This is a genomic window from Micromonospora sp. HK10 (genome assembly GCF_000982955.1).
Classification (GTDB): domain Bacteria; phylum Actinomycetota; class Actinomycetes; order Mycobacteriales; family Micromonosporaceae; genus Micromonospora.
Window position 1 is genome coordinate 44,363 of sequence record NZ_KQ058869.1, and the last position, 15,028, is coordinate 59,390.

The 15,028-nt window shown below is 71.9% G+C and carries 14 protein-coding genes; 9 read left to right on the forward strand and 5 right to left on the reverse strand.

Annotated elements, in window-relative coordinates; genetic code table 11:
• The first annotated feature begins 139 nt into the window (after positions 1-139).
• The 5 genes from LQ51_RS24160 to LQ51_RS24180 are packed head-to-tail and all read left to right on the forward strand — an operon-like array spanning position 140 to position 8,156.
• Entirely contained in the window at positions 140-3,805 is a 3,666-nt protein-coding gene (locus LQ51_RS24160) for a nitrate reductase subunit alpha (RefSeq protein WP_046569424.1), read from the forward strand.
• A complete protein-coding gene (narH, locus tag LQ51_RS24165; protein ID WP_046569426.1) occupies positions 3,805-5,502 on the forward strand; it encodes a nitrate reductase subunit beta in 1,698 nt (565 codons plus the stop codon). The genes LQ51_RS24160 and narH overlap by 1 nt, the downstream gene beginning before the upstream one ends.
• Positions 5,499-6,119 (forward strand): nitrate reductase molybdenum cofactor assembly chaperone, encoded by a 621-nt coding sequence (gene narJ, locus LQ51_RS24170; RefSeq protein WP_046569428.1) that lies wholly within the window; start codon positions 5,499-5,501, stop codon positions 6,117-6,119. Before narH ends, narJ begins: the two co-directional genes overlap by 4 nt.
• Positions 6,116-6,877 (forward strand): respiratory nitrate reductase subunit gamma, encoded by a 762-nt coding sequence (narI, locus tag LQ51_RS24175; protein ID WP_046569431.1) that lies wholly within the window; start codon positions 6,116-6,118, stop codon positions 6,875-6,877. The genes narJ and narI overlap by 4 nt, the downstream gene beginning before the upstream one ends.
• 28 nt (positions 6,878-6,905) lie before the next feature.
• A complete protein-coding gene (locus LQ51_RS24180) occupies positions 6,906-8,156 on the forward strand; it encodes an MFS transporter (RefSeq protein WP_046569433.1) in 1,251 nt (416 codons plus the stop codon).
• 86 nt (positions 8,157-8,242) lie between these two features.
• Here the strand turns inward: LQ51_RS24180 and LQ51_RS24185 are convergent, their stop codons facing one another.
• Together LQ51_RS24185 and LQ51_RS24190 are read right to left on the reverse strand one after the other, a co-directional pair.
• Positions 8,243-9,088: a DUF4097 family beta strand repeat-containing protein gene (locus LQ51_RS24185; RefSeq protein ID WP_046569435.1), complete on the reverse strand. Its 846-nt coding sequence runs from the start codon at positions 9,086-9,088 to the stop codon at positions 8,243-8,245.
• Positions 9,089-9,117: 29 nt separating this feature from the next.
• Positions 9,118-9,648, reverse strand: coding sequence for a ribbon-helix-helix protein, CopG family (locus LQ51_RS24190; RefSeq protein WP_046569436.1), 531 nt, complete (start codon positions 9,646-9,648; stop codon positions 9,118-9,120).
• 281 nt (positions 9,649-9,929) lie between these two features.
• Between LQ51_RS24190 and LQ51_RS24195 the strand changes: the two genes are divergently transcribed.
• The 4 genes from LQ51_RS24195 to LQ51_RS31490 all read left to right on the forward strand — a co-directional run bounded on the left by LQ51_RS24195 (position 9,930) and on the right by LQ51_RS31490 (position 12,934).
• A complete protein-coding gene (locus tag LQ51_RS24195) occupies positions 9,930-10,523 on the forward strand; it encodes an MOSC domain-containing protein (protein WP_046569438.1) in 594 nt (197 codons plus the stop codon).
• 211 nt (positions 10,524-10,734) lie between these two features.
• Positions 10,735-11,259: a hypothetical protein gene (locus LQ51_RS24200; RefSeq protein ID WP_046569440.1), complete on the forward strand. Its 525-nt coding sequence runs from the start codon at positions 10,735-10,737 to the stop codon at positions 11,257-11,259.
• A gap of 86 nt (positions 11,260-11,345) precedes the next feature.
• The gene (locus tag LQ51_RS24205) at positions 11,346-12,455 is read left to right on the forward strand and encodes a serine hydrolase domain-containing protein (RefSeq protein ID WP_197087895.1); all 1,110 of its coding nucleotides are present in this window, start codon (positions 11,346-11,348) and stop codon (positions 12,453-12,455) included.
• On the forward strand, positions 12,452-12,934 hold the full coding sequence (locus LQ51_RS31490; RefSeq protein WP_082159616.1) for an SDR family oxidoreductase: 483 nt from the start codon (positions 12,452-12,454) through the stop codon (positions 12,932-12,934). Before LQ51_RS24205 ends, LQ51_RS31490 begins: the two co-directional genes overlap by 4 nt.
• Before the next feature lie 74 nt (positions 12,935-13,008).
• On the opposite strand, the gene LQ51_RS24215 is transcribed toward LQ51_RS31490, so the two are convergent.
• From LQ51_RS24215 to LQ51_RS24225, 3 genes are all read right to left on the reverse strand, one after another.
• On the reverse strand, positions 13,009-13,812 hold the full coding sequence (locus LQ51_RS24215; RefSeq protein ID WP_046569443.1) for an SDR family oxidoreductase: 804 nt from the start codon (positions 13,810-13,812) through the stop codon (positions 13,009-13,011).
• A 141-nt stretch (positions 13,813-13,953) separates the two neighbouring features.
• On the reverse strand, positions 13,954-14,469 hold the full coding sequence (locus tag LQ51_RS24220) for a nitroreductase/quinone reductase family protein (RefSeq protein ID WP_231605861.1): 516 nt from the start codon (positions 14,467-14,469) through the stop codon (positions 13,954-13,956).
• Between the two features lie 135 nt (positions 14,470-14,604).
• Positions 14,605-15,027: a glutaredoxin domain-containing protein gene (locus LQ51_RS24225; RefSeq protein ID WP_046569445.1), complete on the reverse strand. Its 423-nt coding sequence runs from the start codon at positions 15,025-15,027 to the stop codon at positions 14,605-14,607.
• Position 15,028 lies beyond the last annotated feature (1 nt).

The window sequence follows — 15,028 nt, forward strand, 5'->3', positions numbered from 1 at the left end:
ATGATCTCGGGACTTTCGGCCCGGTTCCAGGGCGATGAGTTCTCGCAGGATGGCGGCGACGGCCCGCCCCGGTTGCGTCCCCTCGCAACTGCCACCAGCCTGGGTCGTTACGGCAGAAGCTAGCGAAGGAATGAGGCGTATGTCGCGAGCGACCGAGAGTGCGGGACGGGCGCTGTTGGCGGTCGGCGGACTGGTCCGCCGCGCCGAGGTCTCCACCGACGGCCGGACGCTGCACCAGATCGGCGGGCGGGAGGCGGACGCCTTCTACCGCGACCGCTGGTCCTACGACAAGGTGGTGCGCTCCACGCACGGGGTCAACTGCACCGGCTCGTGCTCCTGGAAGGTGTACGTCAAGGACGGCATCATCACCTGGGAGCAGCAGCAGACCGACTATCCGAGCGTCGGGCCGGACCGGCCGGAGTACGAGCCGCGCGGCTGCCCCCGGGGCGCCGCCTTCTCCTGGTACACCTACTCCCCCACCCGGGTCCGCTACCCGTACGCCCGCGGCGTGCTGGTGGAGCTGTACCGGGAGGCGAAGCGGCGGCTCGGTGACCCGGTCGCGGCCTGGGCCGACATCCAGGCCGACCCGGAGCGCCGCCGCCGCTACCAGCAGGCGCGCGGCAAGGGCGGCCTGGTGCGGATCGGCTGGGACGAGGCGCAGGAGATGATCGCCGCGGCCCACGTGCACACCATCGCGGCGCACGGCCCGGACCGGATCGCCGGGTTCTCCCCCATCCCGGCGATGTCGATGGTGTCGCACGCCGTCGGTGCGCGCTTCCTGTCGCTGCTGGGCGGCTCGATGCTCTCCTTCTACGACTGGTACGCGGACCTGCCGGTGGCCTCCCCGCAGGTGTTCGGTGACCAGACCGACGTGCCCGAGTCCGGGGACTGGTGGGACGCCTCGTACTTCGTCATGTGGGGCTCCAACGTCCCGGTGACCCGTACGCCGGACGCGCACTGGATGGCCGAGGCGCGCTACCGGGGCCAGAAGGTGGTGGTGGTCAGCCCCGACTTCGCCGACAACGTCAAGTTCGCCGACGAGTGGCTGCCCGCCCAGCCCGGCACGGACGGGGCGCTCGCCATGGCCATGGGGCACGTGATCCTCAAGGAGTTCTTCGTCGACCGGCGCACCCCGCGGTTCGTGGACTACGTACGCCGCTTCACGGACCTGCCGTTCCTGGTCACCCTGGAGCCGGGCGCCGACGGCGCGTACCGGCCGGGCAAGTTCCTCACCGCCGCGGACCTCGGCGAGACCGGCACGGAGTCGGCGTTCAAGACGGTGCTCTGGGACTCGGCGACCGGCGCGCCGGCCGTGCCGCGCGGCAGCCTCGGGCACCGCTGGGGCGAGCAGCCGGGCCAGTGGAACCTCGACCTCGGCGACCTGGAGCCGGCCCTGACCTGCCTCGGCGCCGGCGAGCCGGTGGAGGTGGAGCTGCCCCGGTTCGACACCGACACCCCGCAGGTGCTGCGCCGGGGCGTGCCGACCCGGACGGTGGCCGGCCAGCTTGTGACCAGCGTGTTCGACCTGCTGCTGGCCCAGTACGGGGTGGCCCGCGACGGGCTGCCCGGGCAGTGGCCGGCCGGCTACGACGACGTCGCGGCGCCGTACACGCCGGCGTGGCAGGAGCCGATCACCGGGGTTCCGGCGGCGCAGGTGGCCCGGGTGGCCCGGGAGTTCGCCGACAACGCCGAACGCTCCGGCGGCCGGTCGATGATCCTGCTCGGCGCCGGCACCAACCACTGGTTCCACTCCGACGCCACGTACCGGGCGATCCTGGCGCTGGTCACGCTCACCGGCTGCCAGGGCGTCAACGGGGGCGGCTGGGCGCACTACGTCGGGCAGGAGAAGTGCCGGCCGGTGACCGGCTGGCAGCAGCTCGCGTTCGGGCTGGACTGGGTGCGCCCGCCCCGGCAGATGATCGGCACCGCGTTCTGGTACGTGCACACCGACCAGTGGCGCTACGACACCTACTCCGCGGACGTGGTGGCCTCGCCGACCGGCACCGGCGCGTTCGCCGGAAAGCACACCATGGACCTGCTGGCCCAGTCCGCCCGGTCGGGCTGGATGCCGTCGGCGCCCACCTTCGACCGCAGTCCCCTGGACCTGGCCGACGAGGCCCTCGCGGCCCGGCCCGACGACCCGGGCGGCTGGGTCGCCGAGCAGGTCGGCGCGGGCGCGGTCCGGTTCGCCTGCACCGACCCGGACGCGCCGGAGAACTGGCCCCGGGTGCTCACCGTGTGGCGGGCCAACCTGCTCGGCTCGTCGGCCAAGGGCAACGAGTACTTCCTGCGCCACCTGCTCGGCACCGACGCCAACCTGCGCGCGACGGAGGCGCCCGCCGAGTTGCGCCCGAAGGACGTGACCTGGCGCGACCAGGCGCCCGAGGGCAAGCTGGACCTGCTGCTGTCGCTGGACTTCCGGATGACCTCCACGACGCTCTTCTCCGACATCGTGCTGCCGGCCGCCACCTGGTACGAGAAGCACGACCTGAGCAGCACCGACATGCACCCGTTCGTGCACGCGTTCACCCCGGCGATCAACCCGCCGTGGCAGACCCGCACCGACTTCCAGGCGTTCCACGGCATCGCCAAGGCGTTCTCCGCGCTGGCGGCGACGCACCTGGGCGTACGCAAGGACCTGGTCGCGGCCCCGCTGCTGCACGACACCCCGGACGCGATGGCGACCCCGCACGGCCGGGTGCGCGACTGGGCGGTCACCGGGGAGACGCCGGTGCCGGGCCGCACCATGCCGAAACTGATCGTGGTCGAACGGGACTACGGCGCGGTGGCCGACCAGATGGCCGCCCTCGGGCCGCTGATGGACTCCCTCGGCACCACCGGCAAGGGGGTGGCGGTGGACGTCCGTCCCGAGGTGGACTACCTGCGGCACAAGAACGGTGAGGTGCGCGGCGGCGTGGCGGACGGCCGGCCGTCGCTGGCCACCGACGTGCACGCCTGCGAGGCGATCCTCGCCCTGTCCGGCACCACCAACGGCCGGGTGGCCACCGCCGGCTTCCACGACGTGGAGAAGCGCACCGGGGTACGCCTGGCGGACCTGGCCGCCGAGCACGAGGGCAAGCAGATCACCTTCGCCGACACCCAGTCCCGACCGGTGCCGGTGATCACCAGTCCGGAGTGGTCGGGCAGCGAGCACGGTGGGCGGCGGTACTCGCCGTTCACCATCAACACCGAGCGGCTCAAGCCGTGGCACACGCTCACCGGCCGGCAGCACTTCTTCCTCGACCACGACTGGATGCACGAGGCCGGCGAGGGGTTGCCGATCTTCCGGCCGCCGCTGGACATGCACAAGCTCTTCGGCGAGCCCCGGTTGGGCGCCAACGGGGAGTTGGAGATCACCGTCCGGTACCTCACCCCGCACTCGAAGTGGTCCATCCACTCCGAGTACCAGGACAACCTGATCATGCTGACGCTGTCCCGCGGCGGGCCGACGATGTGGATGAGCGAGGCCGACGCCGCGAAGATCGGCGTACGGGACAACGACTGGATCGAGGCGGTCAACCGCAACGGCGTGGTGGTGTGCCGGGCCGTGGTGACGCACAAGATGCCCGAGGGCACCGTCTACATGTACCACGCCCAGGAGCGGGTGATCGACGTGCCGAAGGCGGAGATCAACGGCCGGCGCGGCGGCATCCACAACTCGCTGACCCGGCTGCTGGTCAAGCCCACCCACCTGATCGGCGGGTACGCCCAGCTCTCCTTCGCCTTCAACTACCTCGGTCCGACCGGCAACCAGCGCGACGAGGTCACCGTGATCCGCCGCCGTTCCCAGGAGGTGCAGTACTGATGCGGGTCATGGCGCAGATGGCGATGGTGATGAACCTCGACAAGTGCATCGGCTGCCACACCTGCTCGGTCACCTGCAAGCAGGCGTGGACGAACCGGTCCGGCGTCGAGTACGTCTGGTTCAACAACGTGGAGACCCGGCCCGGGCAGGGCTACCCGCGCACCTACGAGGACCAGCAGCGGTGGCAGGGCGGCTGGACGCGGACCCGTGCCGGCCGGCTGAAGCCCCGCGCCGGCGGCCGGGTGAAGAAGCTGTTCAGCATCTTCGCCAACCCGAAGCTGCCGTCCATGCAGGACTACTACGAGCCCTGGACCTACGACTACGAGCACCTGCTCACCGCCCCGGCCGGCGACGACACCCCGGTGGCCCGGCCGAAGTCCCTGCTCACCGGCAAGGACACGAAGATCTCCTGGAGCGCCAACTGGGACGACTCGCTGGCCGGCGGCAACGAGATCGCCGCCGGCGACCCGGTGCTGGCCAAGGTGTCCGACCAGGTGAAGCAGGAGTTCGAGAAGACGTTCATGTTCTTCCTGCCGCGCATCTGCGAGCACTGCCTCAACCCGTCCTGCGCCGCCTCCTGCCCCTCCGGCGCGATCTACAAGCGGGCCGAGGACGGCATCGTCCTGGTCGACCAGGACCGCTGCCGGGGCTGGCGGATGTGCGTCACCGGCTGCCCGTACAAGAAGGTGTACTTCAACCACCGCACCGGCAAGGCGGAGAAGTGCACCTTCTGCTTCCCGCGCATCGAGATCGGCCAGCCGACCATCTGCTCGGAGACCTGCGTCGGCCGGCTGCGCTACCTGGGGCTGATGCTCTACGACGCCGACCGGGTCGCCGCGGCCGCCGCGGTCGAGGACGAGCACGGTCTCTACGACGCCCAGCGGTCGGTCTTCCTCGACCCGCACGACCCCGGGGTGGTCGCCGCCGCCCGGGAGGCCGGCATCCCCGACGACTGGATCGACGCGGCCCAGCGCTCGCCGGTCTGGGACCTGATCATGCGGTACGAGGTGGCACTGCCGCTGCACCCGGAGTACCGGACCATGCCGATGGTCTGGTACATCCCGCCGCTGTCGCCGGTGGCCGACGTGCTCCGCGACACCGGCCACGACGCGGAGCAGGCCGGCAACCTCTTCGGCGCCATCGACGCGCTGCGCATCCCGGTGGAGTACCTCGCCGAGCTGTTCACCGCCGGCGACCCCGAGCCGGTGCGCGCGGTGTTGAACCGGCTCGCCGCGATGCGCGCCTACCAGCGCCGGGTCAACCTGGGCGAGACGCGCGACGAGTCCATCGCGGCGGCCGTCGGGATGACCGGCGCGGAGATGGACGAGATGTACCGGCTGCTCGCCATCGCCAAGTACGAGCAGCGCTACGTCATCCCCGCCGCGCACGCCGAGGACGCCCACCGGCTGGAGAAGGTCGCCACCGAGTGCAGCCTCGACTACGAGGGCGGCCCCGGCATGGGCGGTGGCGGCCCGTACGGCCAGGGGCCGTTCGGGGAGTCCTCCGGCACGCCGGTGCCGGTGCAGGTCGAGACCTTCCACATGCTGCGCAACCGGCAGACCGCCGACAACTTCACCGACCCGGGCGACGAGCCGCGCCGGGTCAACCTGCTCAACTGGGACGGCAAGGGCACCCCCCGAGGGCTCTTCCCGCCCCGCCGCCCCGAGTCCGAGCCCACCGACGGAGGTGACCGGTGAGCCAGCCGACCTGGCGGCAGGTGGCCGCCCGCGCGGCGTCCCTGCTGCTGCGCTACCCCGACGACGAGGTGCTCGCCGCGCTGCCCACCGTGCGCGCCGCCCTCGACGGCGTACCGGCCCCGGTGGCCGGGCCGCTGCACGAGGTGGTCGCCCACCGGTCGGCGCACCCCGCCGGCGAGCTGCGGGCCGGGTACGTCGAGCTGTTCGACTTCCGCCGCCGCTGCTGCCTGCACCTGACGTACTACACCTGCGGCGACACCCGCCGTCGCGGGGAGGCCCTGGTCGGCTTCTCCGGCGCGTACCGGCGGGCCGGGCTGGCCGTCGTCGACGGCGAGCTGCCCGACTTCCTGCCGGCGGTGCTCGACCTGGCCGCCGCCGACGACGGCGGGTGGCGGCTGCTCCGGGACCACCGGGTCGGCCTCGACCTGCTGGTCGAGGCGCTGGGCCGGGAGCGGTCGGCCTACCGGCACGCGGTGGCCGCGGTACGCGAGATGCTGCCGCCGGCCCAGCCCGCCGACCTGGCCGCCGCGGCCCGGCTGGCCCGCACCGGACCACCGGCGGAGCAGGTCGGCCTGGAACCGTTCGGGCTCGTGGACACCTCGGGAGGCCGTCGATGAACATCCTGCTCTGGGTCGTGTACCCGTACCTGGCCCTGGCCGTGCTGGTCGGCGGCCTGATCTGGCGGCACCGGTACGACAAGTTCGGCTGGACGACCCGCTCGTCCCAGCTCTACGAGAGCAGCATCCTGCGCTGGGGCAGCCCGCTGTTCCACTTCGGCGTGCTGATGGTGCTGGTCGGCCACGTCGGCGGCCTGCTGGTGCCGAAGTCCTGGACCGAGGCGGTCGGCGTCACCGAGCACACGTACCACCTGATGGCCGTGTTCATCGGCACGGTGGCCGGGCTCTGCACGCTGATCGGACTGGCCATCCTGATCGCCCGCCGGCGCCTCACCGGCCCGGTCTTCGCCGCCACCACCCGCAACGACAAGGCGATGTACGTGGTGCTCGCCGGGGTCATCGTGCTGGGGCTGCTGGCCACGGTGCGGGCCAACGTGGTCGGCGACGGCTACGACTACCGGGAGACGGTGTCCCCCTGGTTCCGGTCGCTGTTCTACCTCAGCCCCGACCCGGAGGTCATGGCCGGCGTGCCGGTCGGCTTCCAGATCCACGTCCTGGCCGCCTTCGCGCTCTTCGCGTTCTGGCCGTTCACCCGGCTCGTGCACGCGTTCAGCGCCCCGGTCGGCTACGCCACCCGCCCGTACGTCGTCTACCGCAGCCGGGACGACCGGCCCGGGCTGCGGCCGACCCGGCCCGGCTGGGAGGGCCCGCCCCGGCTGCCCGCCCCCCGCGGCGATCGCGGTCGTTCCCGCCGCTGACCACCACCACGACCCACGGAGAGCAGCGATGAGTATCGCCCGTGACAGCCAGGCACCCGACACCACGCCTGCCCCCGTCGAGGCCCGCGCCGGCGCGGCCAGGCCGGGCAGCTCGACAGCGACGCTTCAACTCGTCCTGGCCACGCTCGGCTTCCTGGTCAACTTCTGGGCGTGGGCCCTGCTGGGCCCGCTCGGCCCGGGCATCAAGGAGCGCCTCGACCTCAGCTTCGCCGCCCAGTCCCTGCTGGTGGCCGTGCCGGTGGTGGTCGGCTCGCTGGGGCGCATCCCGGTCGGCGCGCTCACCGACCGGTACGGGGCGCGCGTGGTGTTCCCGCTGGTCACGGTCGCCACCATCGGGCCGGTGCTGACCTTGAGCGTGGTCTCCAGCTACCCCGCGCTGATCATCACCGGCTTCTTCCTCGGCATCGGCGGCACCGCCTTCGCCGTCGGCGTGCCCCTGGTGTCCGGCTGGTACCCGCCGGCCCGGCGGGGCTTCGCCATCGGCGTGTTCGGCGTCGGCATGGGCGGCACCGCGATCGCCAACTTCACCACCGTCCGGCTCGCCGACGCCTACGGCCAGCGGGCGCCGTTCCTGCTCGTCGCGGCGATCCTCGCGGGTTACGCGGTGCTGTCGTTCCTGCTGCTGCGCGACGCGCCGGAGCGGGCCCGCCCGACCGGGTCGGCCTGGCGGCGCCTCAGCGCGGTCGGCCGGCTGACCGTCACCTGGCAGCTCTGTTTCCTGTACGCGGTGGGCTTCGGCGGTTTCGTGGCGTTCAGCGTGTACCTGCCCGCCTACCTGCGCACCGCCTACGGTCTCGACGCCGCCGACGGCGCGTTGCGTACCGCCGGCTTCGTGGTCCTCGCGGTGGCCGCCCGGCCGCTGGGTGGTTGGCTCTCCGACCGGCTGCACCCGGTGCCGGTGCTGGTGTGGTGCTTCGGCGGGGTCGCCGCGTTCGCGGTGGTCCAGGCGTTCCAGCCCACCCTGGTGCCGGTGGCGACGGTCGCGCTGCTCGGCATGGCGGTCCTGCTCGGCGCGGCCAGCGGTGCGGTGTTCGCGCTGGTCGGCAAGGTCGCCCCGGCCGACCAGGTGGGTGCCGTCACCGGCCTGGTGGGCGCCGCCGGTGGCCTCGGCGGATTCGTCCCGCCGCTGGTGATGGGCTGGGTCTACGGGTCGCAGGGCTCCTACGCGATCGGCCTCATGCTGCTCTCCGACGTCGCGTTGGCCGCCGCCGTCTTCACCGCGGTCCGGATGGGCGGCCTGGTGGCGCGCGACACCTGACCGCCGCGAACGCCCGGCTCCGGTACCCGACGTCGGGTGCCCGGAGCCGGGCGCGACGCACCCGACCGGTCATCGACCGGGCGAGGTCAGGAGCGGTGGATCAGGATGTCGCCGAACGCGGTGCGGGCCCGCACCTCGGCCTGCTCGTCGTTTTCGGCGGGTCCGGCGGCGGCATCCAGGTCGTTGCGCACCTTGCCGAACTGGGTGTGCAGGTCGAGCCGGGCCGCGGTGCCGCGCCGGATGCCGAGCTGGATGCGGCCCGCCGCGGTGCGCAGGCTCGCGTGGCCGCGCACCAGCTCGCCGATGCGGATGCTGCCGTTGGCGGTGGTGGCCGCGACGGAGGCGGCGGCGTGCTCGGCGGCGACGTCGCCGTTCGCGGCGTTGATCCGCAGCTCGCCACCCGCCTCGCCGATCCACGTCTCGCCGTTGCCGTTCTTCAGCACGGCGTGCCCGCCGACGGCGCGCAGGCTGAGCTTGCCGGAACCGGTGGTGACCTCGGCGTCGCCGGTCACCTTCTCCGCGATGGCGGCACCGAAGCCGGTGTGCAGGGTGAGGCTGGCGGCGTCCTCGACCTGCAGGTCGCCGGCGCCGGTCTTGAGCCGGCAGTCGGCCAGCGGGCCGGAACAGGTGACGGCACCGACGCCCAGCTTGCCGTCCACGCCGGAGCCGGCGGGCAGCTCGATGGTCACCTCGACGGAGCCGGTCTTGCCGAAGACGCCGAAGCCGGGCTGCTTGGGGCCGCGGATCACGAGCCGGCCGGACGCGTACTCGACCCGGGTCTGTTCGGCGGCGCGCACGTCCCGCTCGGCGGCGCTGTCGGCGGGGCGGACCCGCACGACGGTGTCGGTTCGCGCAGCGGCGGTGATCCGTACCTCGCCGGCGACGAGTTCGACCGTTGCGGAGATCGGGGTGGGGGTGTCGAAGGATGGCATTGTTGTCCCCTTTCGGGAGGTCGGTGGGGTTAGCGCACCCAGCCGGTGAAGCGCTGGCCGCCGGTGGCGGGGCCGGATCGGCGCGGGGTGTCGGGGCGGTGAGGCTGGTTGTCGGTGTCGACGGCGGCGGTCGCGGCGCGGATCAGCCAGGTGTTGATCGAGACGCCGGCGCGGGCGGCGGCGTGCTCGACGCGCGCCTTGAGGTTCTCCGGCAGGCGCAGGCTGATCCGCACGGTCGCCTCGTCCTCGCCGTCGGCGGGGGGCGGTGGCGCCGGGCTCGGTGGTGCCGCCTCCGTCTCGTCGGTCCACTGCTCGGTCGGCGGTGGCGTCACCACGAAGCTGGGCTCCCGGTCCCGCAGCCGCAGGTCGACCGAGCCGGGCGCGAGATCACGGGTGATCTCCGTGGCCGCCTCGGAGAGCGCGTCCAGCAGGGCGAGCCGGACCGCGGACTCCAGCGGCGCGGTGAGCCGTTCGGCCAGGTCCCGGGCGTCGTCACCGCCGGCCGCGGCGGCCACCGCGAGCTGCTGGCGGATCGCGTCGACGTAGGTACGAAGTTCCATGACGCCATGATGGCATCACTGTGATGCCATCCGCAAGAGGGGTGATGCCACTCAGCTGCCGCCACGACCGCGCGGCACATCCACACGTCGTGCGGATGTCGCTGGGCACGGTGCCGCCCGCCTCCTATGCTTCGGTTGCGCAGCTTGATCGAGTTCGGATGCCGCTGGCCGCTGGTGATGCCCAGGGCCACCTGCACACCGCTGCGGCCGGGCTGCGCCGCGCGCTGGCCGAACGAGTTCGTCGCTGGCCTCTCCCGCGGGCGACGCGAGAGGATGACCGTATGCCGACCCCCCGCGTCGTCGCCGTCTGCCGGGACGAGACCCATCGGTTCAGCAAGGTGCCGGCCACGTCGATCACCCTCGTGGCCGGGCTCGGCGTGCTCGGCGACGCCCACGCCGGGACCCTGGTCCAGCATCGGTCGCGGGTGCGCCGTGACCCGAACCAGCCCAACCTGCGCCAGGTCCACCTCATCCACGCCGAGGTCTTCAACGACGCCCGGGCCATGGGCTATGAACTGGCGCCGGGTGATCTCGGGGAGAACGTCCTCACCGCCGACCTCGACCTGCTGGGGCTGCCGACCGGGACGCTGCTCGACTTCGGCGGTCCAGCCGTGCGACTGACCGGCCTGCGCAACCCCTGCGCGCAGATCAACGCCTTTCGGCCCGGGCTGCTCAAGGTGGTGCTGTCCCGCGCGGACGGGACGCCGACCGACCAGCCGGCGCCGTCCACCGCGTCGCCGGAGTGCGCGACCACGCCGGTCATCCGCAAGGCCGGCGTGATGGCGGTCGTCGAACGCGGCGGCGAGGTCGTGCCGGGCCAACCGATCACGGTGATCCTTCCCGACCTCCCCCACACGCCCCTCGCCCCCGTCTAGACAGTGGGCTATCGGCATGATCGCGGCTCACTAACCGCAGCAGATGTGTGCGTCTGACCTTGTCGTGTTGCGGCGTTTCTGTAGCCGGCTCGGGGATTCGTTCCGCAATCACCTTGCCGATACGCCCGTTCTTGGATCTTGCCCACCTGACCAAATCTTGTCAGCTATCCGCCACTGCCGATCGGTGTAGGACCTGCTGTGAAATTGTCAGGTGGCCGTCTCGATCCTTCTTCGTTGGGAGACGCACATGCAGCCGGTGCGATACCGCCCATCCGTCGCCGCCCTCAACCTGTTGCTAATGATCTCCGGATATCTTCGCGATCTCGGAGAGAACGATTCGGGTAGTTTCCTGAACCCGGGGATTAAGAACGTTCAGGTCCCTCGGGACGTCGAAACGATCGTCGTGAAGGGTCGGCGAGCGATCGCCCGCGAAGCGCAGAAGGACACCGAACTGAGGCTCATCCTTCGGTACCAGGCGGCGTTGCGGATATTTGAGCAATTGCAGGAACTGGCGTTGACGGACCCGACGTGCACCGTACTCCTCAGCGAGGAGCGGGAATACAAGTTCAGCGAGCTGCCGGCTCTCGGCTGGCACACCGTCACCCTCGAAAGGATGCTCCAGATGCTGGCCGAGGAAGACTGGTTCGGGAACGCGCCCTGCATGAACTTTCTGGCCGGCCAGCTTCAGGACTACATCTCCCAACTGTGGGACCTGCCCAAGTCCCCGGCGAAATAGATCGCCGTCACCTTGTGCCAGGTCGCGTGATCCACATCGCAGTCGGCGAGAGCACACGATGAGGTCGCCAGCCCTAGGGTCGGAGCGTGAGCGTCAACGAGGACTCCTCCGGTCAGGTTCTACCGCCCGGCTCCGGGAGCGGAGGCGACAGCCGCGAACCAACCCGCGAGCTGACGGCAATCCGGGAAGCTGTCCGACGGCAGGCCCAGCGGGCGACCTCCGGCATCGGGGACATGGCGGCCTACCTGTCCCAGCAGGTGGCGGATGAGTCGCATCGGGAGGTGACCGGTCCCCTGCTGGCGGGCACCGGCGCGAGCGGTGTGGTGCGGCACCGAGGTCGGGTGGTCGCCGAATGGGGCGACGCGGAGATCCCGGAGATGCTGTTCAGCGGCACCAAGAGCGTCGTCGCCACCGTAGCGGGGTTGGCCTTCGACCGAGGACTGCTCGCCCCGGACGCGCTGGTGTCGGCGACGATCCGGCATCCGCTCGTCGATCGCCTCGCCATCGAGGGCATCACCTGGCAGCACCTGTTGCAGCAGACCAGCGGATGGAACGGTGAGCTGTGGGGGAAGCCGACGGAGGTGGACGCGCAGAGCCGCCGGGAGGGCTTCGAGCGCGAAGGAGCGCCCGGCACCGGGTGGGCCTACAACGACGTACGGGTGAATCTGCTCTGCCTTGCCCTGACGGTGCTGTTCGGCCGACCGCTGCCCGACGTGCTCCGCGAGGACGTGCTCGAACCACTCGGCGCCTCCTCGTCCTGGTCCTGGCACGGCTACACCGACTCGGTCATCGACATCGACGGGATGCCCACGCCGGTCGTCAGCGGCGGGGCACACTGGGGCGGCGGTCTGTGGATCTCCGCGCGGGATCTGGCTCTGCTCGGTGAGCTGTACCGGTGCCGGGGCGAGTGGCAGGGCCGGCGGCTGCTCAGCGACGAGTGGATCGACCGCGCCTGGAGTCCCTGCGACCTGAACCCCGACTACGGCTACCTCTGGTGGCACAACGACTCGCAGCGGGTACAGCCCGGCGCGCCGGCCAGCGGACGATGCGCCCGCGGCAATGGCGGCCGTCACCTGCTCTGGATCGACCCCGCCCGGGACCTGGTCATCGCCTCGCACTGGGGCGACGAGGTCCACGACCTGATTACCGAGGTCTCGGCCGCCATCCCGACGGTCCCCGCCCGCACTGGCTCATGACGGGAGTGCCCTGGACCGGACGCGGGAGTCGGAGGCACCGGCGCCGGCGATGGGCTGGGACGATCAACCTGAACCTCACCGCACCGATGCTGCTCAGCCAGCTCGTTCTGGACCCCATGCGGGAACAAGGTGGTGGCGCGATTGTCAACATGGCCTCCAGCGGCGGCATCGGCTTCGAGTCCTACGGTTCGCCGGAGTACGGGGCCGCGAAGGCTGGTCTGATTCGCTTCACCGCCAGTCTGGCCAGCTTGGAACGTAGCCACGCGGTCCGGATGATGTGCGTCGCGCCGGACCGGATCGGGCTGAGCCGAGCCCAGGCCCAATGGGAGCGCATGAGTGCCGACGAACGTGCCGCATCTCGCCCGCTGATACCTCCGGCCGAGGTTGTCTCCGTCGTCTTGAGCCTCATCCACGAGGGAGTCGGTGGAGCCGTGGTGGAGATGTGGGGCGGAGAGCAGCCTGTCGTGCATGCGCCGTAGACCCGCGTCCGGGCATCCGCTGTTCGGCAGTTGCGGACGTCATCGTGCGGTGTGGAGCGGTCCCCTGGCGCCGGTCAGGAAAATCCGCCGTTGCTGAACAGCAGTTGGCCGTTGATCCACTGGCCTTGCGGCGAACACAGGAAGCTGACCAGATTCGCGGTGTCCTGTGGGGTGCCGAGGCGGCCGAGTGGTGTCTGCCGAATGCAGTCGGCTCGTCCCGCCGCTGTCATCCACCCGGTGTCCACCGGGCCGGGATTGATGACGTTCGAGCTGATGCCGAGGTGGGCCAACTCGTGGGCCGCGGCCAGGGTGATGCGGTCGAGTGCGCCCTTGCTCGCGCCGTACGGCAGATTTCCCACCGTGTGATCGCTGGTGAGGGCGATGATGCGACCGTCGCCGGGCCGCCCGCGGAAGCGTCGCCCGTGCTCGCGGATCAGCAACCAGGTCGCCCGTGCGTTGACGGCGAAGTGCCGGTCGAAGCTCTCGACGGTGGTGTCCAGTAGCCCGGAGTCGACCGACTCGCAGTGGCACATCACCAGGGCGGTGACCGGGCCGAGTTGGCGCTCCGCCTCGTCATAGACCGCAGCGGGCGCCGTGGGGTCGGTGAGGTCCGCTTCTATGGCGGCGACGGCTGCGCCGCGCGCGGTGAGTGCCTGCGCGATGGTGTCGGTGGCCCCGGCTTCGACGCCCCAGTTCATGCGCTCGTCGTACCCGGTCCAGAAGGTGAAGGCGATATCCCAGCCCGAGGCCGCCAACTCGCTTGCGATGCCGGCGCCGATGCCGATGGTGCGACCGACCCCCGTGACGAGTGCTGTCGGCCGGGACCTGCCGGACGGAGCGGGTGGGGTGCCGTCCGGTGTCTGCCCGGGATCCGCCATGACGAGGATCCTCCTCGACCGCCGGGAGACCCCGCTACAGGATTTCGCTGCGCGGGCTCGAGCAGGCGAACCAGCCTTCGCGGAACGCCGCTTGTCTGCCCGGCCCCTGACCGATCCGCGTGCGTACTGCCCGTACCCCCGTCAGGCGGCTCCCCCGCGACGGGCCGGCGCGCCGGCCCCCGGATCGAGGACCACCCGGAAGGCGGGGTAGCGCGGTGCGATCGCGGCGAACTCGGCCAGCGGCGCGTGCCGATCGACGGGCATGTGCGGTCGCGCCCCGGGCACCTTCTGCAGGTAGCGCTTGAGGATCGGCGCCCGCTCCGCGACGGGGACCTCGACCAGCCGGCAGGCCCGGGCCCGGCCGTGCCGGATCGTGGCACGGCCCCCGGCCGCCCGGACGTTGCGGACCCAGTTGCAGTCCCCGCCCAGCATCGGGACCAGATACCACTCCCCCTGCCAGTCGGCCATCCCCAGCGGGAAGCGGGTCCGCCGCCCGGTGCGGCGACCAGGGACCTCGAGCGTCACCCAGCGCCGGGGCAGCAGCCCGGCGCCGAGCACCACCGCCCACACCCGCGCGAAGCGCCGCGCGGTGGCGTCGGCCCGCCCGCCCGCGTACATCCGGCGCAGGTCGTCGTCCGAGTACGGCCAGCTTCTCATCGCGACCTCCAGCGTCCACGCCCCCGAACCGTCGAGTTCATCGAACCCGAGGTGCGGCCGGGGCGGCAGGGCCCAACGTCCCGGGACCCGGCCCGGCCGCGCGGCCCACCGGACCGGTGGCGGACGCCGGGTGCGTCAGGGGGTGAGCCGGCCCAGCAGCCAGGCCGGCTCCGGATTCACCACGGCCTCGCCGCGGGCGACCACCGTCGGCACCGTCTCGTCCCCGCCCGTGACGGCCCGGACCGCCGCCGCCCCGGCCGGATCGCGCCAGATGTTCACCCAGTACACCTGGCCGGCCCGGCGGCCGAGCCGGCGGCGCAGGCGCAGACAGTACCGGCAGCCGGGCCGCCAGTAGACGACCGGCCGACCGTCCCGGGCGCTGCGTTCCTGCGCCTGCGCGGCGGTCAGCGAGCGGGGGAACACCAGCGGCGACAGCAGCACGGCCAGTGCCAGGAAGACGAGCAGCTCGACGACGCCGACCCGCCGATCGTCCTGGGCGGCCGCGACGAACAGGCCGCACGCCACCAGCAGACCCGCGAACCACCAGCTACGCCACACG